16 protein-coding genes are annotated in these 25,527 nt (G+C 58.1%); 12 read left to right on the top strand and 4 right to left on the bottom strand.

Annotated features, from left to right (window positions below; genetic code table 11):
• The first annotated feature begins 26 nt into the window (after positions 1-26).
• The 12 genes from D6201_RS06985 to D6201_RS06930 all read left to right on the top strand — a co-directional run bounded on the left by D6201_RS06985 (position 27) and on the right by D6201_RS06930 (position 17,741).
• On the top strand, positions 27-1,139 hold the full coding sequence (locus D6201_RS06985) for a helix-turn-helix domain-containing protein (RefSeq protein WP_165853511.1): 1,113 nt from the start codon (positions 27-29) through the stop codon (positions 1,137-1,139).
• 30 nt (positions 1,140-1,169) lie between these two features.
• Complete coding sequence (locus D6201_RS06980) at positions 1,170-1,655, top strand: hypothetical protein (RefSeq protein WP_133303962.1); 486 nt, start codon at positions 1,170-1,172, stop codon at positions 1,653-1,655.
• Between the two features lie 170 nt (positions 1,656-1,825).
• Positions 1,826-2,524, top strand: coding sequence for a HEPN domain-containing protein (locus tag D6201_RS06975; RefSeq protein ID WP_242447463.1), 699 nt, complete (start codon positions 1,826-1,828; stop codon positions 2,522-2,524).
• Positions 2,525-2,529: 5 nt separating this feature from the next.
• Positions 2,530-3,387: a protein NO VEIN domain-containing protein gene (locus D6201_RS06970; RefSeq protein ID WP_242447462.1), complete on the top strand. Its 858-nt coding sequence runs from the start codon at positions 2,530-2,532 to the stop codon at positions 3,385-3,387.
• Between the two features lie 62 nt (positions 3,388-3,449).
• Positions 3,450-4,934, top strand: a complete 1,485-nt coding sequence (locus tag D6201_RS06965; protein ID WP_120048144.1) for a DUF2779 domain-containing protein — start codon at positions 3,450-3,452, stop codon at positions 4,932-4,934.
• Positions 4,931-6,058 (top strand): hypothetical protein, encoded by a 1,128-nt coding sequence (locus D6201_RS06960; protein ID WP_120048143.1) that lies wholly within the window; start codon positions 4,931-4,933, stop codon positions 6,056-6,058. Before D6201_RS06965 ends, D6201_RS06960 begins: the two co-directional genes overlap by 4 nt.
• 171 nt (positions 6,059-6,229) lie before the next feature.
• Positions 6,230-8,137 carry an AAA family ATPase gene (locus D6201_RS06955; RefSeq protein ID WP_165853510.1) on the top strand — a complete coding sequence of 636 codons (1,908 nt, stop codon included), beginning with the start codon at positions 6,230-6,232 and terminating at the stop codon, positions 8,135-8,137.
• 75 nt (positions 8,138-8,212) lie between these two features.
• Positions 8,213-11,635 (top strand): TM0106 family RecB-like putative nuclease, encoded by a 3,423-nt coding sequence (locus D6201_RS06950; RefSeq protein WP_120048141.1) that lies wholly within the window; start codon positions 8,213-8,215, stop codon positions 11,633-11,635.
• On the top strand, positions 11,632-14,631 hold the full coding sequence (locus D6201_RS13080; protein WP_165853509.1) for an AAA family ATPase: 3,000 nt from the start codon (positions 11,632-11,634) through the stop codon (positions 14,629-14,631). Before D6201_RS06950 ends, D6201_RS13080 begins: the two co-directional genes overlap by 4 nt.
• Positions 14,628-15,371 (top strand): PGN_0703 family putative restriction endonuclease, encoded by a 744-nt coding sequence (locus D6201_RS06940; RefSeq protein ID WP_120048139.1) that lies wholly within the window; start codon positions 14,628-14,630, stop codon positions 15,369-15,371. Before D6201_RS13080 ends, D6201_RS06940 begins: the two co-directional genes overlap by 4 nt.
• Positions 15,368-16,711: an McrC family protein gene (locus D6201_RS06935; RefSeq protein WP_120049262.1), complete on the top strand. Its 1,344-nt coding sequence runs from the start codon at positions 15,368-15,370 to the stop codon at positions 16,709-16,711. The genes D6201_RS06940 and D6201_RS06935 overlap by 4 nt, the downstream gene beginning before the upstream one ends.
• Positions 16,712-16,718: 7 nt before the next feature.
• On the top strand, positions 16,719-17,741 hold the full coding sequence (locus D6201_RS06930) for a helix-turn-helix transcriptional regulator (protein ID WP_120048138.1): 1,023 nt from the start codon (positions 16,719-16,721) through the stop codon (positions 17,739-17,741).
• Between the two features lie 95 nt (positions 17,742-17,836).
• Here D6201_RS06930 and D6201_RS06925 read toward each other — a convergent pair whose 3' ends face one another.
• The 4 genes from D6201_RS06925 to D6201_RS06910 are packed head-to-tail and all read right to left on the bottom strand — an operon-like array spanning position 17,837 to position 25,392.
• Entirely contained in the window at positions 17,837-18,541 is a 705-nt protein-coding gene (locus tag D6201_RS06925) for a M48 family metallopeptidase (RefSeq protein WP_120048137.1), read from the bottom strand.
• Positions 18,541-21,636 carry a type I restriction endonuclease subunit R gene (locus D6201_RS06920; protein WP_120048136.1) on the bottom strand — a complete coding sequence of 1,032 codons (3,096 nt, stop codon included), beginning with the start codon at positions 21,634-21,636 and terminating at the stop codon, positions 18,541-18,543. Before D6201_RS06920 ends, D6201_RS06925 begins: the two co-directional genes overlap by 1 nt.
• The gene (locus tag D6201_RS06915; protein ID WP_120048135.1) at positions 21,629-22,909 is read right to left on the bottom strand and encodes a restriction endonuclease subunit S; all 1,281 of its coding nucleotides are present in this window, start codon (positions 22,907-22,909) and stop codon (positions 21,629-21,631) included. Before D6201_RS06915 ends, D6201_RS06920 begins: the two co-directional genes overlap by 8 nt.
• On the bottom strand, positions 22,900-25,392 hold the full coding sequence (locus tag D6201_RS06910; protein ID WP_120048134.1) for a type I restriction-modification system subunit M: 2,493 nt from the start codon (positions 25,390-25,392) through the stop codon (positions 22,900-22,902). The genes D6201_RS06915 and D6201_RS06910 overlap by 10 nt, the downstream gene beginning before the upstream one ends.
• Positions 25,393-25,527 lie beyond the last annotated feature (135 nt).

Genomic DNA, 25,527 nt, shown 5'->3' with positions numbered 1-25,527 from the left:
ATGTCATGCTCGAACGGAGAGCTGATATGTCCCTCACATTAATTGGTAAGCGTCTCAAGGCGCTTCGCGATGAGCGTGGCGTCGATCAAGATGCTGTGGCCGCCATGTTGGGCGTCAAATCTCGTCAGATTGTCTCAAATATTGAAACCGGGGAGCGCAAGGTCAAACCCGAGGAATTGCTAGCGCTTTCCAAGAATTTTGATGTGGGCCTCGACTATTTTACCGATCCGTATCGGATTGTTGGTGAAGGCAGCTTCTCTTGGCGTCAAACAGGCCGCTCCTTAACCGATCTCAAAGATTTTGAGGAGATGGCCGGTAGCTGGATCGCGATGTTTAGGCACGAGGCTCCGCGGGTTGGCCGTCCTGCGATGCTGCGCCGTCCGAGGCTGCCGCTTACTAGGCAATCGAGCTACGAAGATGCGATGTCTGAAGGCGAGCGTGTGGCAAATGAGTTGGCACTTGGCGAGGTCCCTGCGGCAAACTTGCCAAACGCCATGGAGAGCGTTTTTGGCATTTTAGTGCTTATGGTTGATGCTATCGATGGTGTGTCTGGTGCGGCTTGCCGCTTGCCCGAACTTGATGCCGTGCTTGTGAATCGTAATGAGGTTGTCGGGAGGCGAAACTTCGATCTGGCGCATGAACTCTTTCACATAATGACGTGGGAGCAAATGCCGCCAGATTATAGTGAGGCTGCCTTGGGTTTTGTTGGGAAGCGCAACCGTGTCGAGCAGCTGGCTGATAATTTTGCGTCAGCCCTCCTAATGCCTAAGAAGGTTCTCGAGCGTTTTGGCCAGTGGACAGGCATGGGCGTTCAGGAACTGTCAGCGCGGATCAACAAGGTGGCGGACGAACTCCTAGTGACTGGACAAGCGCTGAAATGGCGTCTGGTAGCATTGGGGTTACTTTCGAAGGCGATGGCCCACGATATTTCGGACGATCTGCTGCGTAATAATGGTCGCGCGCGAACTGACAAAGAGGCTCCGCCACTTTTCTCGCATGCATTCATGGATGTAGTCGGGAAGGCTATGGATCAAGGCTACGTTTCGAAGCGGCGCGTTGCTCAGCAGCTTGGCGTAAACGTTAATGAACTGAAAGGTATATTCCGCGACCACTGTATTGCTGTGCCTGAAGGCTTGTAATTCATGGCTAGGTTCGCCGGTTCGATTCTGTTGGATAACAATGCTATCGGCGCGGCTGTAGATAACGCTGTATGGAAAGGCCTCCTCGGCTCTTATGGTGGACAGCTTGAAACCGTAGAAATGGTGGAGGGTGAGGCGGGCTCATACTTTCGAAAGCTCCCGGACAGCGCAGTCCTTATGCAGAGCCTCACTAAATTGAAGGTTCACGGTGTTTCAGACGAAGAACGTGCCTCCCTGGCGATAGAGCTTGAGGGGCTGCGAATGGATCCTGGAGAAGAAGATCTTTGGGCTCATGCCCATAAGCGCAAAGACCCCTGGATTTTGTGTGGTCCTGACAAAGCGAGTTTCCGTGCGGCAATAAAGCTGGGATTGCGGGATAGACTTGTATCTTTAGAGGAGCTGCTTATTGATGCCGGGCTGTCGACGAAAGGGCTAGAAGATCACTATACAAAGGCCTTTCTAAACCGCGTGGTTAGTCAATTTATCATGGAAGAATTTAAGCTTCCGGGAGCTTGATTTCGCGCTCCCAATCTTAAAGAAGCAGGGTGTTTGATTCACCGGCGGCGGTCAAATACCGTGTTCGGATATGAGAGGACATACTTTCGGCTACTGAGAGCAAATCGATACCTGTCAAATCAATATGGGGGCATTCTGGTGAAGCGTCCTGAAGTTGCTAGCAATAAAGAATGAAGACTATTCCTCAGTCCGAAAATTCGCTTGATCCCGAAATGCTCAAGCAAAAGCAGCGCAAAATGCGCGATGCTTTTCCGCTGCCACTTACGCTGCGTGTCCATAGAGCGCTGAGCTGGCTGAGACGTGCGGAGAATGAAAAGGACGATCTCGACGTCCGCTTCATCCTTTTGTGGATCGGATTCAATGCCGCTTACGCCGGTGATCTGGACCGCGCGCTTGACGGTGAGGGCAGGGCCGGAAACGAGCGGGAGCGGTTCGACCAGTTCTTCGCGACCCTGGTCGAGATGGATTCGAGTAACCGGATCTACAACGTCATCTGGGAGCGCTTCAGCCAGGAAATCCGCCTGCTGATGGACAATAAGTATGTCTTCGCTCCGTTCTGGAAGCACCATGCTGGGGAATTTGGCGGGGCCGGTTGGGAAGTCAGTTTCGACAGTGCCAAGCGCGCCGCCAACCGTGCGCTTGCTGAGAAGGACACCGCTATCGTCCTCTCCATCCTGTTCGATCGCCTCTACGTGTTGCGCAACCAGCTGGTGCACGGCGGCGCCACTTGGGACAGCAGCGCCAACCGCAACCAGGTGCGAGACGGGGCATCCCTGCTTGGCTGTTTGCTGCCTGTGTTCATAGACCTAATGATGGACAATCCGGATGCCGAGTGGGCGATGCCGATGTATCCAGTGGTTGAAGAGTAAGAGGCTTGGCGGGCGAGGACTGGACTGCCCCGGAGATCGATGCTGCCGTTGCGGACTACTTCGCGATGCTAACAGACGACATCGCAGGAATTAGTTACAATAAGGCCGCGCACAATCGGGGATTACAGAAGAGGATCGGGCGCGGGCGAGGTTCGATTGAGTTCAAACATCAGAATATCAGCGCAGTCCTGCTCGGTCTCGGTCAGCCATGGATTCCAGGCTACAAACCGGCGGCTAATTTCCAGAATGCCTTAGTTGATGGAGTGTTGCGCTGGCTGGATCGCAATGAGGACTGGCTTGCTCCGCGAGAAAATCAATCGCGCCTAAGAGACCCTGCGGCAGCGAATTGGATAGGCCCGCCGACCGAGGCCTTGCTCGAATTCGGTCCCGCTCCCTCGCAGCGGAATGAGCCACCCCCCGTGGACGCCGAATTCATGGCCAAGATTGGTTTGAAATACGACGTGGCGGAACGCGACGCTCGTAATCGCGCCTTGGGCAAAGCCGGCGAAGAGCAAATGCTTGTGCACGAACGAGCACGGCTTGAATCTGCGGGGAGGGCTGACCTCGCTCGCAAGGTGCGTTGGACATCGGCGGAGGACGGAGATGGTTATGGCTACGATATTTCCAGTTTCGAGCCGGATGGTTCCGATCGGCTGCTGGAGGTGAAAACAACTAACGGGTGGGAACGGACACCCTTCCACCTTAGCGCAAACGAACTTGCCGTGGCTGACGATCGACGTGATCACTGGCACCTTGTTCGGCTTTGGGATTTCGCTCGTCAGCCCAAGGCGTTTTCGCTTCGGCCCCCTCTGGACGCTCACGCAACGCTTTCGCCGACCAGTTTTCTTGCGTCACTAAAATGAGGGGTGGCGAAATCAGACCCGGCACGACCATATTTGACGTGGCTATTCTGTAATAGGGCGTGATGCACGACACTAACGCTCCTCGCCGCTACGGCCTTTCCAAGTCCCGCATCACGTCCTTCGAGCAGTGCCCGAAGAAACTGTGGCTGTCGGTCCACCGACCCGAATTCGCGCAACATGACGAGGGCGCCGAGATGCGCTTTGCCGGTGGCAACGAAGTGGGGGAGATTGCCTGTGCACTGCATCCTCAAGGAGTGATGGTTGAAGCGGAGCCTGACCTGACGGCCGCGCTTGCTGCCACGACGCGCCTGCTCGGCGAGGGGCATCCCGGCCCGATCTTCGAAGCCACTTTTCAGCATGAGGGCGTTCTGGTGCGCGTCGATGTGCTTGAGCGAACCGAGAGCAATGCGTGGCGCGCGGCTGAGGTGAAGAGCTCGACCGGGGTGAAAGACTACCATCGCGGAGATCTTGCGACGCAAGTGTGGGCCCTGCGCGAAGCTGGCCTAGAGCTGGAAAGTGCGGCGATCCGGCACATCGACAAGACATTCGAACTGACCCGGGCGGGCGATTACGCCGGACTGTTCACCGATGTCGATCTGCTGGACGAGCTGGAGGACACGATAGCCGGTCGCGCCGCGCTGGTGGAGCAGGCAAGAGCTGTGCTCGCGGGCGAGGAACCGGAGCTGGAGATGGGCGATCACTGCTCATCGCCGTTCGAATGCGAATTCGCGGCCTATTGCGGGCGCGACCTGCCGTCAGGGCCCAAATGGCCGGTTACCGTCCTTCCGCGCGGAGGCGGCAAAAAATGGCAGACGAAAGGCATCGAAAACCTGCTCGACCTCTCGCCGGATGACCTCAGTGGCACCAACGCGCAGATCTTGGCCGCTACACGCGACGGCGTTCCGTTCCATAATGCTGAAGGTGCGCGCCGGGAAATTGCAGGATGGGGCTGGCCGCGGGCCTGGCTCGATTTCGAAACCATCGCACCTGCCGTTCCGAGATGGATTGGCACACGGCCATATCAGCAGATCCCGTTCCAGTTCTCGCTCCATTTGGAACAGGAAGACGGGACGATCACGCACCACGAATTCCTCAGCTGCGATGGCAGCGATCCGCGCCGCACCTGTGCCGAGGCGCTGGTCGAGATGATTCCGAGCGATGCGACCATCGTCGCCTACTATGCGCCATTCGAACGCCGTGTGCTGCGTGATTTGGCCGGGTGGGAGCCGGATTTGGCTGAGTCGCTGCTGGCTAAGGCGGAAGCGACTGTCGATCTCCTGCCCGTCACACGCAACAACTGGTATCACAGGGATCAGCGTGGAAGCTGGTCGATCAAGGCTGTCCTGCCGACGATCGCGCCCGAATTGGATTATGCTACGCTCGAGGTCAAAGATGGCGGGAACGCGCAGATGGCGTGGCATGAGGCGGCGGACCAAGCGTGCAGTGATGCGCGGCGTGGGGCGTTATCGGATGCCCTAAGAGCGTATTGTGCGAGAGATACGTGGGCGATGGTCACGATCGCTAGGGCCTTGGAGAACCGAACTTGAATAATGACCTATTCATTGATCTCTTTGCGTATCGACAGCGCGAGAACAAGGACCCGATTGAAGATTGGACTACGGAATGTTTGGCTGCAACGATTAGATCCCTGCCGTCGCAGGTCCTGGCTGAGCTCCTGAAGGAGTTCACAAGGGCAGATCGTGATATCTCAGTTGCCGTCGATGCTGGCGAGATCGAAGTTCTCACACAGTATCACGCGGGTAAATATGGCCGTCCAGACATGCTCATAAAGTTCAATGGTCAGCCTTGGATTCTATTCGAAAATAAGGTTGGTCATGCGGTCTCCGAGCGAGAGAATGAGGGAGTGCAAATTCATCAGCTTCGCGCGTATGCTGATTGGCTAAAAGAACACGGCGAAGATTGTGACATGCCGAGGGCCTTGGTTTTTATCACGCATCTGACTCCACCACCGAGAGACTTCACAGCAGAAGCGTCTGCAAGTCTTTACCACGACTTCTCCCGTTGTCACTCCACTTGGGGTGTTGTTGCCCGCAAGATAGAGGCCCTTACTGCCGATTTGGCTGAAGATCATTTTGCTGCTGGTCTTTCGCGGGCTTTTTCAAGATATTTGAGGGATCAGAACATGAGCAACGAGTTTCCTGATGCGGTCGCTCTATCGTCCGCTCAGTTGTATGTCTCGCAAGCGGCCAGTCTGGAGAATCTAGTTGATCGGATGTGGCAAGAGGCAGCGGGAATTGCCGCCTGTGGTAAGACGGCGAGCTATCGAATTAAGGCTGATCCCGATTATGGGACGGTGAATGCTCATAGATACGCGCTATCTGCACCGAACAGTTCAAGCGGCTGGAGCTATATTGAGACTGGAGTTTGGTTTCCAGAACTCGATTCGTGGTATGACAGCGAAGAGATCGGCCGTGATCTAGTCGGCCCGCACGTCTACGTTGGGTTTTTTAACGGAGACGACGACTATTTTACCATGACGAAGGACGCGCCAGAAGGGTTTCTGCGCCCAGCTAGTGATTTCCTTGCGATCGAGAGCCTGTCCGCATTTTCTGCCGATCCAGATGCGCGTGGCGGCGAAATCGTCTCTTGGGTTGCCGGCAAGGCTGCAGTGCTTCGCCCATTCCTGCTTGAGCGAAAGATCGTTAGCTAGGTTGCGTCCAGTTCTGTCGCACCTCGCACATATCAGAGGCGCATGACAGAATCAGAACTCCACCGCTTGAGGCATCGCCACCGCCATAGCCACCGCCGATCCGAAACGTCCTTTTCTTCCAACGAAGAAGCTAGGCTCTTCGCGCAGACATGGTGTGACGTGGTCAGCCGGATGTCCGATCAGCAGCTTCGCAAGTGCGGTTCGGAGCTGCTGGAAGCATGGACGAACGCCGAGCCTGCGAACAAGGTTTTCGATAACGAGGAGGACTGGGAGCTGCTCACCAGTCAGCAGTATCCCCCTTTGCTGCGTCGGCTGGTCAGGGGCAATTCTAGAGGTAGAACGATAAAGCGCACGTCGCTTGATCGCCGGATCGACTGGCTGGCGAAGATGCTGAAGCTCGACGCCATTGAGCGGGCAATTATCTTGACGCTTGCGCGGTGTTCCACGCATGATGAATGGGACAAGCTGATCCGGGCGCTGCCCGGTGGGGGGCACAACCCGTCTGCACGCAAGATCGCATTTCTGAACGATCTCCCCCTCTTCAAGGTGGAGGACCGTTTGGCGGTTGGAGCGCAGCTGTGGAGCACCGGTCTTGTCGACAACGACCGCGACGGAGAGGTTTCAGCCAACAATTTCCTGCAACGGGTCGCAAAATCGGGATCGCCGCCTTCCCGCTTGGCAAGGCAGCTGATGCCGGTTGCCAAGCCATCGACGCTTGCCTGGTGTGACTTCGACCACATTGGGCCGCAGCGAGAAATTGCAGAGACACTCGTCGGAGCGGCAAGGGGATGCGCAATTCTGCTCTACGGGCCGCCGGGAACCGGGAAGACGGAATTTGCCAGGCTGCTCGCTTCCCGCACGGGCAAGCGTGCCGTCTTTGCCGGTATGGAGGATGAGAGCGGCCGGGAACCGAACCGCCGCGAGAGGCTGGCGCACCTGACCTTGTTGCGGGCGCTGACTAGCGGAGAACCGGGCCGTGTTGTGGTGATGGACGAGGCTGACGACGTGCTGCAGCTGGGGGCTCTGGAAGACCGTGGCGGCCGGTCTAAACAGTTCCTGAATGGCCTAATCGAGGGCGGAGATCGCCCGACGATTTGGATCGTGAACGATCTGTGGCGCTTCGAGGAATCGCTGATCCGGCGCATGTCGCTTGCAATCGAATTTCCGAAACCGTCGCTCGCGGTGCGGCAACGGATTGTCGATTTACACGCGAAGAAAGCAAAGTTGAAGCTGTCCGAAAATGACAGGCATCGTCTCGCCTCTCTGCCTGCTGCTCCCGCCGTTCTTGCGTCGGCGGTGAAAGGCGCGAAGGAGGCAGGGGGCACTCTCGAACAGGCTCTAGCAATCGGAGAAGGTCTGGTGACCGCGATCACGGGCCGAGCCCCGAGCCCCGTGGCGTTGCCACCGACCTATGATCCCGCTCTCGCGGTGGCGGACCGTGATCTTGACGCGCTGGCCGGCCGGCTCGAAGCGTCCGAGGATCGTGACTGGAGTCTACTGCTGTCGGGGCCGAGCGGAACTGGCAAGAGTGCCTACGCCCGCCATCTGGCCGAACGGCTCCAGATCGAACTCGTCGAACGGCGCGGCTCAGACCTACTCGGCATGTATGTAGGTGAAACCGAAGCTAACATCGCCGCGGCCTTCCAAGAGGCATCACGCTGCAAGGGGCTGTTGCTGATCGACGAAGCGGATGATTTCCTCACTGACCGCCGAAACGCCCAGCGAGGGTGGGAACGCAGCATGGTCAACGAGATGCTCCGCCAGATGGATGCATTGAAAGCGCCATTCGTGGCGACGACCAACCTAGCGGACGATTTCGATCCGGCGACGCAGCGCAGATTTACTGTTGGTGCCAAATTCAAACCGCTCGATGAGCATCGAGCACGAGCGCAGTTCAAGCGATGGTTTGGCTTCCATGCACCTGCAAGGCTGCCGGTTGCTGGCACGACGCCCGGAGATTATTTTCTCGTCAGCAAGCGGGCAAAACTACTGGCAGAGAAGGATCCCAAGGTTCTCGCAAAATGGCTGATCGAAGAACGAGAAGGCCGTGGGTTTGAAAAATCTTCTATGGGATTCTAATGCCAGCATTCTTTTTCACAACCGACCGTTTCTGTCGCAGCAGACTGCTACCGCGTTCGCAAGGAGTAATCGCGAATGCGTCAGTTCGATAACGCCATCCTCTATTCACCGTCGGACCTTGTCCGCTATCTAGGCTGTGCCCATGCCACCGCACTCGACCTGGCGCGGTTACGAGAGCCTGACGCTGCCCCGCAACAGGCCGAAGACGACGCCATGGGCAAGCTTGTGCAACAGGCGGGGCTTGAGCACGAGGATGCCTATCGTGAGCAGCTTGCGGATGAAGGGGGCTTAGTCGAGATACCCGAGAAAGGCTTGCTGGAAAGTCGCGCATTGCGGACAAGGGAGGCCATGGAACAAGGCGCGAAGGCAATATTCCAAGCTGCCTTTCTGCAGCCTCCATGGAGCGGCTTCGCCGATTTCCTGATCCGGGTAGATAAGCCGTCTAACCTTGGCGACTGGTCCTACGAACCGGTGGACACCAAGCTGGCGCGCTCGGCCAAGGCGAGCCACGTGGTGCAGCTTGGCCTCTATGCGCGAATGATTGCCGCGATCCAGGGCAAGGCACCGCGCCGTGCGCATGTCCAACTGGGCGACGGGCGACGCGAGAGCTTTGGTTTGGTTGACTTTGATAAAGTGCTCGGAGCCGCTATCGCCCGCTTCCTCGCTTTCGTGGAAAGTGGGGCAGAGGAAAGCGAGCCGGAGCCCTGTGCAGCGTGCGGCCTTTGTCCGTGGCGAGACCATTGTGCTGAGGTCTGGGAAGCTGAGGACCACCTTTCGCGCGTGTGCGGGATAGGCAAGCCACAGATCGAAAAACTTCGGGCGGCTGGCGTATCCACGGTCGCGCAACTCGCCTCTTTTCCGGACGATCAGCGCATCCCCCGCCTCGCGCCCGCCACCCTCGACAAATTGCGTGCGCAGGCCCGAATTCAGCAGACCCGCTGGCAGGGCGGAGAGCCAGTGGCCGAGCCTTTGCCGATTGAGGAAGGCAGGGGCTTTGCCAACCTCCCGCAACCCGACCCCGCTGACCTGTTTTTCGACCTTGAGGGTGATCCGCTGGAAGAGGGCGGGCTCGATTACCTGTGGGGCGTGCACTATCGCGACGGATCCAGTCCGCAGTTCCGTTTTCGGTGGGGGCATAACCACGCTGACGAACGAATTGCTTTCGAAAGCACGATAGACTGGATGGCCGCGCATCTCGAGGCCAATCCCGGCGCGCACGTTTACCACTATGCCCCTTACGAGATTACGGCGCTCCGCCGCCTATCCACGCTTCATGCCAGCCGTGAAGAACTGCTGGACAATTTGCTGCGCCAACGGAGGTTCGTCGATCTCTATGGTGTCTTGAGGCAGGCTATCCGAACAAGCGAAGACAACCTGTCGCTGAAAACGATGGAGATATTCTTTGCCGAAGCGCGGCAGGGCGATGTGACCAAGGCTGACCAGTCTGTTGTTGAATACAAAAGCTGGCAAAAAACCAACGAACAGGCGATCCTCGACGGCATCCTCGAATACAATAAGGTGGATTGCGAAAATACCGAGGCACTGCGCGACTGGCTGGTAGAATTGCGCATGAAGGATTTGCCGTGGCGACCAGTTGGTCCTGCTACGGCGGTTCCCGATGAAAAAGCAGAAGCACGCGCTGAAGCCGAGGTGCGCTCCCAGAGGCTACTCACGGCCATCAAAGCCGGGACATTGCCGGAAAGCGAAGAAGGTAGGGCGCTAGTCGGACACCTCACGCAGTTTCATCGCAGAGCCGATAAGCCGGCCTTTTGGGCCATGTTCGACCGCTGTGAGCGTGATCCGGATGAGCTCGCAGAAGATCATGAGTGTATCGGAGGGATCGTGCCAGACCCCGATGAAGAGGGAATTTGGCAACGACCAGATAAGCGCAGCACCATCGCCAGCTATCGGTTTGCGCCGCAGGAGACGAAACTTCGGGAAGGATCGGTGGTCCTTCATGCGCCGAGCCTTTCGAAGGTGGGCACAATCGTAGCGCTCGATTGCGAAGCCGGCACGGTCGAAATCAAGCGAGGCAACGCAGCCAAAGGGGTCTGGCCATTGGAAGGCTCACTGATCCCCGAGCCGACTGTGCCGAACCAAATTCTGGTTGCCGCCGTTCGCCGGGTCGCGCTGGCTTGGGCAGGTATGGCGGAAGAGGAGTGGCTGAACGGCGTTCCTGCCCCGGTGGAAGAGGCGGACGAGCGACCCTATAGCGCGCTGCTCGATATCATCGAAAGAAGAGCGCCGCGATTGCTCAGCTGGAATGGTTTGTCGCTAGTCCAAGATGGCGAAAGCCTGATCGAAGCCGCCACCATGCGCTGTTTGGCGATGGATGGCACGACCTTATTTGTCCAAGGACCGCCGGGCACAGGCAAGACCTTCACAGGTGCGCACGTGATCTGCTCGTTGCTCGCTGCAGGCAAGAAGGTCGGCGTTTCCAGCAACAGTCACAAGGCGATCAACAACCTGCTAGCCAAAGTAGAGGATGTCGCGGATGAGACTGGACTCAGCTTCGTCGGCGTGAAGAAATGCACGCATGGAAATGACGAGCAACGGCTCAATGGCCGAATCATAACCGACATTGAGAAAGCCGCTGATGTGCATGGTTACATGCCTGATCTGATTGGCGGCACCGCTTGGCTGTTTGCCGATAGCGATTTCGATCAGACGCTCGACTACCTGTTCGTGGATGAGGCTGGACAGGTATCCTTAGGTCATTTGCTGGCGATGGGATCGGCAGCACGCAATATCGTGCTCGTGGGCGACCAGATGCAGCTGGCCCAGCCCATCCAAGGCGCTCATCCGGGCGAGAGTGGCCTCTCGGCGCTGGATTATCTGTTGCAGGGCGAGGCCACTGTCGCACCCGACCGAGGAATCCTGCTCGATACCAGTTGGCGTATGCATCCCTCGATTTGTGGTTTCATCTCGGACGCGGTCTATGATGGACGGCTCAAAGCTCATCCCGATTGCGCGCGCCAGCGGCTCCATTTGCAGTCTGGCCATGATCCCGTGCTCGCCGATAGCGGGATCCGCTTCGTGGCGATGGATCACACCGGCTGCGGCCAGCGAAGTGATGCTGAAGTATCACGGGTGAAAGAACTGGCCGAAGGTCTGATCGGGACTGAATACACTGATCGTGCGGGTAAGACCGGCAAGATCGGGTGGAAGAACATCCTGATCGTGGCACCTTACAACATGCAGGTGAATGCACTCACGGCTGCGTTGCCCGCCGAAGCGCGCGTGGGCACAGTCGACAAGTTCCAAGGTCAAGAAGCTGAGGTGGTGATCGTATCACTCGCGACGTCGACCCCGGACGACCTGCCGCGCCATGTCGAGTTCTTTTATTCGAAGAACCGCATCAACGTGGCAATCAGCCGTGCTAGGACATTGGCGGTCGTTGTAGCTAATCCGAAGCTACTGGAATTGGACGCGAAAAGTGTCGATCATCTACAATTGGTGAATACCCTTGCATGGGTGATCGAGGAGGGAGGCAAGTGAGGGAAAGCGAATTCAGAGATTGGCTCGAAACGAACGGGGCGAATACCGAAAGCGGACGCAATACACGCGTCCATGCGGTGAGAACAATCGAGAAAAAATTGGCCGATCTGGGCTTTCACTACCCAGACCTCGAAGCAGCTTGGGAGGCGGACCGCTTCGCAGACATTCGTGAAGCGATTTCGAGACTAAGGACGGATTTCGACAGTGGCGGTGAGCGGTTCCGCGTCCTCATGCCTGAGTCCGAAAAACCGAGAAACAGACTCTCGAATTGGCGTAGCTGGTTGATGCAATATGGCCAATTCCTCGACGGCCATGCAAGCGCGAACGATGCTGATCGGATTCGGCGGTTCGTCCTCGAGAACTATATCGAGCCCGCCCGTGAGCGGGACGGACAGAGCGCCGAACTGGTCGTAAAGGATGTGAATGATGCTCTCGGTCTGAATGATGCTTGGCCGAATATTTGTCAGGCCATGCGGGGGCGCAAGTTCCACGGAATGGCAGATGTGCCGCCGCCGCAAAGCTTCGGTGCTGACATGAGCACAGCGACCCGGTTCGTGTTCGACTTGGCCAAGGAAGATTATTGGGCCCTGCGCACGCTACGGGAAAGCCTGGGCGAGCCGATCGGACAAACGAACAAGATTGCGTCGTTCGCGCTCGAAGATGGTCGGCAGCTCGCGCTGGATCTCGAAGCAGCGCGAACGCAAATTTGGCTTGAAGGCTCATATGGTCATTGGTCTGTGCAGCAGGTGACCGTCACAGACTACCCTTCGCAAAAGTCCCGGAATTCGAACTTGCCACATCGTCTGCGACACGACGTTCCCAACCCACGGGAAGTCAGCAAGATCGAAGTTCCGAACGCCGAAGTTCTGTCTCAGCTGGTGGAACGTTACGAAAGTGAGTCTGGCGACAAGTCAGGCACCGGCGAACTAGACCCCGTGCCTATTTGGTTAGTCACCTCCCTTTGGGGCCAAGAAGACGGCGTGCCGCGTTTCCTCGAGCGTGGCGAATGGAGCCTTCTCACCGACACAGGCAGCGCCAATAACCGGCGCGTGCGTGAGATGCAGATAGGCGATCGCATCTTCCTTAAAGATTTCGTGCCCCGTGCGACCGAACTCCCGTTCGATACCAAAGGAGGCATCGTCACTGCAAACCGCTTCCGCGCGGAAGGCACCATCACCGAGATGAGCGAAGACGGGCTACGCGTCGGGGTAGAGTGGCAGCAGTGGGATGAGCCTCGCACCTGGTATTTCTATACAAGCAACCATGCCGTTTGGCGCCTGCGCGATCCGAGCGAGAAAGAGTCTGCCGATCGCTTGCGACGTTATCTACTCGATGGGGAAGAACAGGATTACGACTGGTTTCTGAACGACCCCTTTTGGCGTGACCGTCTTCTTGGTGCGCCAACAGAAAGTAAGGACACTATCGTGCAACCGACCAACCTGATCCTCTACGGCCCGCCTGGCACTGGCAAGACTTATCGCACGGCCCGGGAGGCAGTGCGCCTGTGCGATGGTTCGGTCGAATATGGGGAAGACGCCCAAGGCCGCGCGGCATTGATGAAGCGCTATCGCGAACTCGTCGATGCGCGGCAGGTCGAGATGGTCACCTTCCACCAGAGCTTCAGCTACGAGGAATTCATCGAAGGGCTCAGGCCCGACACGGACGGTCCGAGCGAAAGTGGCGGTTTCAGCCTCAAGGCGGAAAGCGGTCTCTTCGCCCGCATTGCCGATCGCGCCCAGACGCGTGTGCGTCGCAATGAAGATGGAATCTCTCTCGAGGGTCGGAAGATTTTCAAGATGTCCTTGGGGCAATCGAACGACCCGCATAGCGCATGGGTTTTCGAAGACTCCCTCGAACAAGGATATGCGATGTTCGGTTTCCGGGATGTGGATTGGAGCGATGAGCGTTTCACGAGTCGGGACGAGGTTCAGGCTGAATTGGAGCGCCATTTTCCGGATGAACGGATTACCCCGCAGATGGGGATGGTCAAATCACCGGACCGGTTCCGGAATCAGCTGAGTATCGGTGATGTTATTGTCGCTTCGAAGGGCCTCAATGCCTTTCGCGCAATCGGTATCGTTGAAGGCGATTACGAATACGCCCCGCGCCCCGATGGGCGTTACACTCATCGACGAAAAGTCTCCTGGGTCTGGAGCGATCCTGACGGCGTGCCTGTCGGCGAACTCAGCCCAGACAAACGCTTCAGCCTCGATACCATCTACGAATTGCCTCGCGGGCGGCTGAATCTTCAGGTCCTTGAGCGATTGCTCAACAGCGGCCCGCAAGAGGTCGACGATAACAATCCGGAAGAAGGAGACGTCCTCCCCCACGTCCTCATCATCGATGAGATCAACCGCGCCAACATCTCCAAGGTCTTCGGCGAGCTCATTACGCTGATCGAACCGGACAAACGGCTCGGCATGCCGAACGCGCTCAAGGTCCGGTTGCCCTATTCCAAGCGCGAATTCGGTGTGCCCGCGAACCTGCACATTATCGGCACGATGAACACCGCCGACCGCTCGATCGCGCTACTCGACACCGCGCTGCGCCGCCGGTTCCGCTTCGAGGAGATGGCTCCCGATACTTCGGTCGAGGCCTTCCTGGAAGCAGAGAAGGCAACCGGCCTTCCGCTCGCGCAGGTGCTTGAGACAATAAACCAGCGGATCGAATACCTCGTCGATCGCGACCACCGGATTGGCCATGCCTTCTTCATCGGCTGCAAAACGAAGCCGCAAGTTGACGCGGTCATGAGCGACAAGGTCATCCCGCTTCTCCAGGAATATTTCTTTGAAGACTGGAACCGCCTGGCTGCGGTTCTTGGCGAGAAGGATAAGGGCGGCAATTTCCTCGAATGCAAGACCATTGAGGATCCAATGGGCGAGGGCAGCGAGCCGCTGAAGAGCTGGCGTGTTCTCGATAGCTTCGAAGAAGGCGCCTACTCTCGCTTGGTAAAGCGAAAGCCGTCCGGCGCGATCTCAGCGGAGGTCGTCGCTTGAGCGAGGGCAACCCTCTGTTTTTGCCGGGCGTTCCTGAAGACCGCGTTCGCGCAATACTCGAACGCGCGGCAGGTAATGAGATCGCCAGTGGCAAGTTTGCCAATCCGCAGAGCAGCGCGGCGCTAGCGGCCAACGGATTCGGATGGTTCCTGGAGCGGCCCAGTGAACTGCCTGCCTTCCCGCCGCTCGCCGATTTATCCGGCCGCCCTGTCAAGGTTGGTATCGAATGCGAGATGCGATTTCCGTGGAGCGGCGGACGACACCCTTGGCTTGATGCCGCCGTCTGGACCGAGACGCATCTGATCGGCGTCGAGTCCAAGCGATACGAGCCTTTTCGCGGCGCGAAACCCGCAGAACTGTCCGAGGCCTATGACCGTGATGTCTGGGGCGACGGGATGTCCCGCTGGCGGGCCATGCGCGACCTGCTTCGCGCCGAGCCCCGAAGATATCGCCACCTAGATGCGGCGCAGCTCGTCAAGCACGCACTCGGCATTGCGACGCAAGCAAGCCGCGAGGGGCTCGAACCTGTTCTGCTCTATCTTTTCGCCGAACCGGGCGGCGGAATGGAGATATCCGACGGCGATTTCCTTCAGCATCGCCGCGAGATCGAAGACCTCCAAGTAAGAGTGGCGGGTGACCGGGTGGGTTTCGCGACCTGCTCGTGGCGCGGATGGCTTTCGGCCATCAGCGGCGCGGCCGCCGACCACGCACGCGCGATGCAGGTGGCATTCGCTCCATGACTCACCTGACGCTGCACGAGTGGGGGCACGCGCGCTTCGGCGAGAACGGCCTGACGCGTGAGAGTGCTGATGCGCTTCATGCCGCTGCTTGCGCGCATCCGCTGGCCCGCGAGGATGCGACCAACATCATGGTGTTGGGCCGCGATCGGCTGATCGCGCGCCAAATGGTTGGAATCGTTTCGGCGAAGGGCTCCAGTCTTGAAATCCTGCCCAAGGTCGATCCTGAAGACGCGGCCGAGGATCAGAACACTGTCCGGCATCGCCTCGTGCGGATGCTCGATGTTGCGCTCGGTCTCGATCTCGGCATCGGGAGCGAGGCGGCGATCGCGCGACAGAAGACGAGTCTGCTTGAAATCCTTATCGATGCGTTTGCGACGCGCCTCTTGGCGGAGGTGCGGCGAGGCCTGCCGCGCGCCTATGTCCCGCGCGAGGACGATCTGCCCGCATTGCGCGGGCGGCTCGACGTGACCCGCCAGTTTACACGTAACGCCGTGCGGCCCGACCGGCTAGCCTGCCGCTTCGACCAGTTAGAGTCGGACACGCCCCTGATGCGCGTGATGGCGGCGGCGGTTGTGTTCCTCGCCGGGCATGCACGTTCGCACGCTACTCGGCGCAAGCTGGACGAGCTGCGCTGCACGCTTGCCGACATTCCCCTCGTGCCGGTCAATCGCCTGCCGTGGACACAAGTCCGCATCGATCGCACGAACCGACGCTGGGCGGCGCTGTTCCGTCTGACGAGGCTGCTGCTCCAACGCGACTGGCAGGCGACTCATCATGATACGGAGGCACCTGAGGGCCTCACGCTACTCTTCCCGATGAACGATCTGTTCGAGAAATACGTTGCGGTGCTGCTGCGCCGCGCGCTTGTCGGGAGCGGGATCGAATTGGTGGAACAGGGCGGGCATCGCGCCTGCCTCGGCGCCTTCACCGGCGAGCATCTTGAAACTGGGAACGTGTTTAGCACCAAGCCCGACATTATCCTGCGCCGCGGCGGCGAGACCTGCGCGATCGTCGACACCAAGTGGAAGAAGCTCGGCTCCGACCCGCTCGACCGAAAGCACGGCGTTAGCCAATCCGACGTCTACCAGCTGATGGCCTATGCGCGGCTCTACCGCACGAAGGAGCTGATGTTACTCTATCCGAGCCGCCCGGGTGAAGAATTAGGCGAGCGTGCCCGGTTCGGTATCGTGGGTGGCAGTGAGTGCCTGCGGATCGCGTCGGTGGACGTGGCCCTGAAGGAAGCGGACCTAACGGAATCACTTGCGCGGCTCTGTGCTAAAATGCTTTCCCGCCGGCCGTCAGGCGACGCTACAGCGCCTATGCCGACGTTAGTGGAGTAGCCAACCAATGGCGCGCATGGCGAAGCTCGACCGGCTGCTAACTCTCGTCAAGGCACTCAGCGAAAGCACTGAGGGCCTGACGCTCGATGAGATGGCCCAAGAAATCGGCGCGGACCGCCGCACCGCAGAGCGGCTGCGCGATCTCATCCTCATCCATTTCGACCTCGAGGAGATAGTCGAGGATCGCCGCAAGCGCTTTCGCATACCGGGCTCGTTGCACTCTGCTTTCACGCAGCCAAACGTCGCTGAGATTGCCGCTTTGCAATCGCTCGCTGCCACGCAACGGCGGGCGGGCTCTGCTCAGGCGCCGCTGCTCGAAAGCTTGGTTGCCAAGGTGCAGGCGGGGCTCAGGCGTGAGGTGAAGAGCCGCATGGCACCTGATCTCGATCCGCTGGTCCGCCTGCAGCGCCATCATGTCCCGGCCGGCCCGATGATCGAAAACGCCCCCGAGACGGTCGCCTGCATCCAAGGCGCCATCATGGCGGGGTGCTGCGTCGAATTCGACTACCGGGCGGAAGGCGCGAACGGGCCGAAATGGCGCCGGGTCGTTCCCTTCGGCCTCATACACGGTTCGGTGACCTACCTTATCGGCAAGCTGCCGGACCGCGATCTCGACCCTGTCCCTTACCGCCTCGACCGAATGAGTGAAGTCCGCGCGAGCGAGGAGCCCGGCGCTCCAGAAGAAAACTGGGACCTCGACGAATGGATGGGCCGCAGCTTCGGCATCTGGCGCGAGGAAGGCCACGATATCGTTCTCAGGGTCGGTCCCGAAAGTGCTGAGCGCGCCCGGCGTTGGCGTTTCCATCCGCACCAGAGCATCGAGGCGGACGGTAATGGAGTCGTGGTTCGCTTCCACTCGGGAGGATTGCGCGAAATAGCCGAACATTTGTTCACTTGGGGCGGCGAGGTTCGCATCGAGGCGCCTCAGGAATTGGAGGAAGTGATGCGCGAGCGGTTGAGATTGGCGGAGTTGGCCGTGACCGCTCCTATGCAGCCCAAGGATAAACAGAAACGAAGCGACAGATTGTGAGCGAGGCTGACACCGCTTGATCCTGCTCTCGTAAAGAAGTTTGATCGCGACCTTCGAGCAGGTCGAAAACAATCTCGCCCCAAAAAGCTCTTTGCCTACATCGCAGGGACCGGAAGCTCGTTCAGTTCTAGGCGAGCCTCGGCCCAGTTCGGATAGTTCTTTGTGAGAAGCTCGAAGAATCTCGGGCTATGGGTTGGTTCGAGAATATGGATCATTTCGTGCACCACCACGTATTCGAGTAGGTCGCGGGGCTTCTTCACGAGTTCGGTGTTCAATCTAATCGTCCGCTGCACAGCGTTACAACTGCCCCACTTCGTTTTCATTCGTTGGAGGAAGTAGCGTTCGACGGTTACGCTCAAACGAGGCTCCCATTTTTCAATTATGGGCGGCAGGGCTTGGTGCAAAAGACGGAGGTGCCATCGATGAATGATTTCGGCCCGCTTTGATGTGTCTGACCCAGGCCTGACACGAAGGTGGATGGTTCGGTGGCCAACAGTCACACCTTGTCGACCTTCGTGCTCTTCGATCTTCAGGAGGTGACGTCTTCCCCAAAGATGATGGCTTTCGCGTGTCACGAACCGCCGCGGTGACTCGCGAACTTGGTCCCGGAATCGCTCCTGCTGCTTTCGTATCCAACCTAGGCGTGTAATGGCGTAGGCGCGAGCCACTTCGATCCGTGTGTCAGTCGGTGCAACGAGTGTGACGCGACCTTCCGGAGGATGAACCGAAAGGTGGACATTCTTCACTGCCTTTCGAGTCACTGCGATCGACAAGTCAGCGATTTCGATTGTCTCGACCATCAATACCCCGGTTGGCTCTTGATGATTTTGAATATCGCCATGGTAGCATCACGGTCGCGGTCGAAGAGGGGGAACAGTGTGTTTTTAACTTCCTTTTCTCGGATGGGATCGCCTTTCCATCCTGCGGGCGCGCGCTCGCGGACAGCGATGTCCACTTCTAGAGCTAGATTTGCTCTTTCATCATCACCTAGCGGACAAGCGAATGTCGTCGCCGGGAGCGCTGCCAAGTTGTTGTAGATCACAGCAGCCTCACGGTTGCCTTGAAGCGCTGCAGGTAGCCCCGGATCGGCTTCCTTTTCCGCTAGTTTCCTAACCAGTTCCTCGGCCTCGCGAAGAAACTCTTCGTAAGCTACCGCACTCTCGCGAGCATGCTTAATTAGGTCCTCGAGCAGTTTGGACATCTCCTCATAGAAGCGCGGATCTGTTAACTGCTCGCGGATGATCGTCTTGCGGATATTGTTGATAATCCCTTCGGCGATCGCGTTCTTCGAAAGCTTGCCTTTCTCGTTGAGCTGTTTGGCAATGGCATCGTGGATTCCGGTCTCGATGATCGCTTCGGTGAGCGATACCTTGGAGAGCGTTCCAAGAGTGTTGGCTGCCTCTGCCTCAATGTAAGTGTTCAGGAGGTGCCGCATATCCGCCTCGTAGGGCTTGATGTCGAGTTCCTCTCCCGAGTGTCGCTTGATCGCTGCGCGCAAGTCCACATACGCCTCGACTTCTCCAACGATCTCGGCCTGCTCTGTCGCTGAGTATCCCGCCTCTTCTAGGTTGGCGGCCAGTGCACCATACGCTCGCACGAACGAGGCAACCGACTTGTAGAAGGCGATCCGCAACGGTTCCGTCTCCAGCAGCGCTTCGGGGCTACCGGCATCGCCGCAGAAATATCGCAGAAACTGCTCAACCTCGCGAGGCGGCGGAACGGGTTCGCATAAATAGTGCAGTTCCTCGCGGATAGCCTCCAGTCGCGCCTTCCCTTCTTCGAGCCATTCCTTGATCGTGACGTTATTGTCGCCGCCGTCCCCTTGGTCGACATCGAGCTCGTCGGAGCTGTAGATTGCGATTGCCTCTTGGACCTTTCCAAACAGCTCCTTGAAGTCGACAATGTAGCCATATTCCTTGTCGTCGCCATCGAGCCGGTTGGTGCGGCAAATTGCCTGAAAAAGATTGTGATCGCGCAGCGTGTCGTCGAGGTAGATGTAGGTGCAGCTTGGGGCATCGAAGCCGGTGAGCAGCTTTGAGACGACGATGATCAGCTTCATGTTCGCTGGTTCATCGATGAACCGACGCTTGATCTCCGTTTCATAGGCTCCGGTGCTCTGACCGCTCGCGAGCACGAAAATCGTGTAGGTGTCGAACTTATAGCGTTCATCGCTCTTGGCAGGTTCACGGGAGACCGCGTTGTGGTTCGGCTCGAATGAGGTGACAATCCCCACTTGGCCAGCCAGACGGGTGCCCTGAAAAAGTCGGAAGTATTCGCATGCATCGCGAATGGAATCGGCGACTAGGATCGCTGTGCCGCGATCATCTGACAGGCGAGGCTTGAGATCGAAGTCCTTGACGATCTCAGCAACGATACGCTGTTTGCGGCCTGTCGAACTGAGCAGCTCTTCCATCCTCGCCCACCGCTTGCGAAGAACTGCCTTCTGATATTTGTTCAGGCCCTTAGTCTGCTTCTCGAACCAAGCGTCGATGGCAGCTGGGTCCGTCATTTTCTGCGGCACGTCGCGGGCTTCGTATTTCAGGTCGAGGACCACCTTGTCCCGCACGGCTTCCTGAAATTTGTAGGTATGGATGTAGGTCCCGAACACGTCTCGCGTGGTCTGCCGGTCTTTCTTCAGGAGCGGCGTGCCGGTAAAGCCTACGAAGATCGCACCCTCCAACCAACGCTTCATCTGTTTGTTCATGTCGCCGCCCTGCGTGCGGTGGCACTCGTCCACGAAGACGTAGAACCGGCCGTGCACCTTTGGCGGCGGACCCGATAGGTCGGTCGTGTCGAATTTATGGATCAGCGCGCAGATCAGGCGGGGCGAGGGGGAACCAAGCCAGCTCACGAATTGATCCCGCTTCGTCACCCGCGGCGAGGGTGCGTCGGCTGCGGTGACACCGGCGTTTCGCATCACGCCCTCGATTTGCTTATCGAGTTCGTCCCGGTCAGTAACGATGAGAACACGCGCCTCGGGGTCGTGTTCCAGTATCCATTTTGCCAGCAGCACCATGAGGATACTCTTGCCCGAACCCTGCGAGTGCCAGATCACGCCGCCCTCGCGTTTTGCCAGCCGTTCCTGGGCCAACTTTACTCCGGTGAACTGATGCTGCCGTGGCACCTTCTTCTGGCCGGCGTCGAAAATGACGAAGTGCCGGATGAGATCGAGAAGGCGGTCCTTGCGCAGGATCTGACTAACCGGTCGGTCCAGCAAAACACCTGGAGCGAAATCGTCGGTTGGCGGGTCCTCGTCGCGCCATTCCACGAAGTAGGTTTCGGGCGTTCCCACCGTTCCATAGCGCAGCCCTTGGGTGTCGTTGCCGGCTAGCAGCAATTGCGCGGTGGCGAAGAACGGGGCGTTGAATATTTCCTCTTGGTTGGAGATCAGTTGCCGGATCCCGTCGCCGATCTCGACCGAGGAGCGCTTGAGTTCGATCACCGCGACAGCAAGCCCGTTGAGATAGACCACGAGGTCGGGCCGCCGCTCGTGGCCGCCCCTGATGGTTACCTCTTCTGCCAAAGCGAAATCGTTGTTGTCTGGGTTGTCCCAGTCGACCAGATGGATTGTCTTGAAGGGCTCGCTGGCTGAGGTTTGCACGTCCACGCCGTAACGCAGCAGCGTGTAGGTGCGCATGTTCGCCTGGTAGAGCGTGGTTCCTGTGACCTCGATCGCCTGCATCAGCTTGGTGAGGGCGGCGTTGATCTCGTCCGGCGTGTAACCCCGCTCGGATAGGTTCGAGCGCAGAAGCTCGGGCTCGACGCAGCGATTGTTATCGCGCTTGGACCAGTCGCCGAGATAATTATAGCCAAGACCGTCGTTCGCTGCGGGCGCGGTAATAAAGCGCACGAGGCGATCCTGTGTCACCCGTTCGCTCCGGGGGCGGTCAAGCATCGGCAAGCTCCTTGCCGGCGTCCTCGACTGTTTCGAGAGGAAGGCGCACGCGGCCGGTAAGAAGCGCCTGCATCATTGCCTGCTTGAGGGCCTGCGTTTTCTTGATCCGAGCCTTTAGAAGAGCGATTTCCTGATCTGCCGCCGTTATGACTTCTGCGATAGCCAGCTGCTCATCGACAGGTGGTAAAGGAATCTCGAGGCGAGCGAACTGTTGGCCGTTTATGCCGGGTTGCCCGCTGCGCAAAGAAACAGTTTTCACCCAATTCCAATAAGATCTGGTAGTGGTGTAGGCAGCAAGAAATTTCGATACTAGTTTTTCAGGATCGGGACGGGCTAGGATCAGAAATCCCGCGTATACAAGCTGCCCATCTTTCGGATCGTATAGATAGGTTTTACCAGTCGTGGCACCGGTTCTTGCAAACACTATGTCGCCTGGCTTTAGAATATAGCGAGGGTCGTGCGATTTTACGCCTACCAGCGGGTCAGGAAGGTAATCACCTTCTTCCGTAATGTCCGTAATGCGGATGTATCGGGGAAGAGTGTCACAGTGAGGAACTGCGGGCGCATTGATGCCGTAGCTAGGCGGCGCTGTTAAACAATCTCCTAGGTTTGCGAAGCTCCATTGCTCTGAAAAGCCTGCAAGACGCTTCTCTCCCGTGAGCAAGCGCTGCATGGTGGCGGTGCGCAGGTCGCGCTTTTTGGCGAGCAGCTTGATCATAGCCGCAATCGTCGCATCCACATCCGCCAGCGCCACCGCTATGGCGCGCTGTTCGGGGAGTGACGGGACGGGAAGGCGCATTTTGTTAAGAGCACTAAGATTCACAACGATCTGGGCAGATCCGGCACTAGGCCGCAGAAACTCGGCTCGACCAGAAGGCGAGTTTAGGAGTGCAACCAGGAAGTTTGGATTGAGCTTGGCCTTTGTTCGCAAAAGCCCAACAGCTCTGGATATATTTGCGCCTATCAATCTTGCCGGGACGACTGCTGCCTCGCCCGGGTATCCAACCAGGGCGATGACGACATCATTTTGCCGAAGGACGGTTCGCGCATATTCGGAGCTTTTCTCAACTGAGATCAGAGGATGGTCAGAGCCAATGCGTCCTTCAGCAATGTCTCCACCCCTTAGCATAGGTATCCCAACAGATTGGAACTTGCCCGCTTTGACAACCCCGTAAGTCGCTCTCTGTTTAAGAAACCGTTCAAGGGGTTCAACAGGCCAATCCGCTGGGAGAACTCCGATCTCGGTCTGCTTGTATCCTCGCCTTATTTCCATGTTGCACCCATGGCCTTGAGATGACCGGCAACACGCGATGAAAGCGTATCAACCTCCCGCTCCAACTGAGGCAAGGGCGAAGCGTAACGCTCGGCAAGGGTGCAGACCCTAGCAGCAAGCTTTTGAGCCACCTGCTGCACCTCCCCGGCAACCCTCTCCTTGACGACCGCCAGCCATTTGTCAGCGACTACGAGTGTCTTCACGTCATCCTCGCTGAGTGCAGCGTATCTCTTATGAACAAGTTGCCAGAGCTTGTCTTGGGCCGCTTTGCGCTGCTTCTTCGTCTTGGCGAGCGCATCCATAACCTTTTTGTAGGCTTCGAGCGCGGCTCGCTCATCTGCGAAATCGAGGTCTTCGCCGATCTCCTTCAGCCTGTCCTTAAGCGCCTTGGCTACGATCTTCTGCTTGTCGCCTTCGCCCTCGATCACCTCGGACAGCAATCCGTCCTCGCCCGAACCTTCCTCGATCTGGTCGGCAAGATCCTGTTCCAGTTCGGCGATGCGACCGTCGAGCTCGTCGATCGCCGCCTGTTCGGCTTCGAAATAGCGATCCACCATAAGCCGCGCCGGAACCAGATCGGACGTGAAGCGGCGTTTGCCCAGCGTGTAGTCACCCGGCTCGGGCCATTCCATCTTACCGCTCTTGCCCTTGCGCTTGGTAATTTCGCGCGGCTGCACGCCATCGACCCAGCCGACAGCCGCGATCAGATAAGCGTCATCCTGCAGAGCCTCGGCCCAATAATCCATCAAATGCTGATACACGTCATAGTGGTTGAGCATCGGGACAGCCCGGAAGGCTTCCAGCAAATCCTCGGAGACTGTTTCGATCAGCTCTTTCGGATTATCGCCGGCTGCAAAGCGGCGGCACGTCGCATCCGTCCTTTCGCGCCAGGCAGTAAAGACTTCTCCGGCCGAGGTCGCGAAACGCTTGAATTCCGTGTCGGCGCTGATCGCATCCTTCACTTCTTCAGCGGGGAGCGTCATATCGAGATAGCCGGGCCGCAAATCTCCGAATAGCTTGCCGCGAAGCCCGGGCATGACCTCCCACCAAGGATGAAGCGCCTCGACATCTCTTACAGGGATGCCACCGTTGAGATGCGCGTCGATATCGTGGATGTCTTCCGGCTCAGACGTGTCGATGTAGCGCGCGAGGTTCAGGTTGAAGGCGTTTCGCTCGTCCATGATTTCGTCAAACGGGACCATGCGGGCGTATCTCTGCACATCCGCACCCTTGCGGAAAGTGTCGACGATCCGGTGGATGTCCTGCTCGCGCAGGCGGTTTTTGGCGCCGTCCTTTCGGAACCCTTTGGCGGCGTCGATCATGAAGATCCCGCGGCGGGCGGTGGCGTTCTCCTTGTCGAGCACGACAAGACAGGCCGGGATGCCGGTCCCATAAAAAAGGTTGGCAGGCAGGCCAATGATCCCCTTGAGGTAGCCAGATCGCACGAGCGCCTCGCGCAAGGTCGCCTCGGCATTGCCGCGGAACAGGACGCCGTGAGGGAGGACGCAGACCGCCTTGCCTGTGCTGTTCATCGAGCGGATGATGTGGAGCAGGTATGCGTAATCGCCCTGCTTTTTCGGCGGCGCCCCCCAGACGAAGCGGTTATGAATGTCCGCGACCGCTCCCTCCTCGTCATAGGAGAAGCCATTGCTCCATGACTTGTCCGAGAAGGGTGGGTTTGCGACGACGTAATCGTAAGTGCGCAAGCGCTCATTTTCCAAGAACTTGGGCGCTGTCAGCGTATTGCCGGGCAGGATATTGGCGGTTGGGAAGTCGTGCAGGATCATATTCATGCGGGCAAGACCGGCGGTGGTGACGTCTTTCTCTTGGCCTTCCAGGGTGATCCGTTTGCCCGCTTCAGCTGCAACCTTGAGTAGCAGCGAGCCGGAGCCGCATGTGGGGTCGTATGCGGTGGTTCCAGCCACGGAATTTTGGGGAGAGATACCGATAACTTTTGCGATAATGCGGCTGACTTCGGATGGCGTGTAGAACTGGCCTTTGCTCTTGCCGCTTTCCGTCGCGAAGTGCCGCATCAGGTATTCGTAGGCATCTCCCAGAATGTCATCATGATCGGCACGGTTCTGCGCGAAATCGAGATCGGGACTGTTGAAAATCGCAATCAGGTTGCTGATCCGCTTCTCTTTCTCACTACCATCCCCAAGCTTGTTCGGATCGTTAAAGTCCGGAAAGTCGGTGCGAGCCAGCCGTTCGTTGGCTTCGACAAGCGGTTGAATGACCTGAGTGTTGATGAGATCGCCGATCTCCGGGTTACCGGTAAGCGCCACCATGTCATCAAAGGATGCGCCTTTGGGGATGACGATCGGAGGCTCCATGTCGTCGCTGTTCGCATACTTGTCCGACACATATTTGATGAACAGCATGAAAAGGACGTAGTCCTTGTATTGGGTCGAATCCATGCCGCCGCGCAGCTCATTACAGGACGCCCAGAGCGATGAATAAAGGTCGGACTTTTTGACGGCCATGAATGTTCTTTCTGCGATTGCTCGGCTAGCTATGTTCGTTGGTCCATGACAGGACCCGCGCCATTGCTCTGCTCGCCGCTGGCTTGATTTAAGGTGCTTGTCTCGCAGTTAACGCCACGGCTCCAGCCGCGTCCA

It is taken from the genome of Aurantiacibacter aquimixticola (genome assembly GCF_003605475.1).
Lineage (GTDB): Bacteria > Pseudomonadota > Alphaproteobacteria > Sphingomonadales > Sphingomonadaceae > Alteraurantiacibacter > Alteraurantiacibacter aquimixticola_B.
Note: the sequence above shows the minus strand (reverse complement) of the source record. Positions and strands in the feature narration are given on the sequence as shown.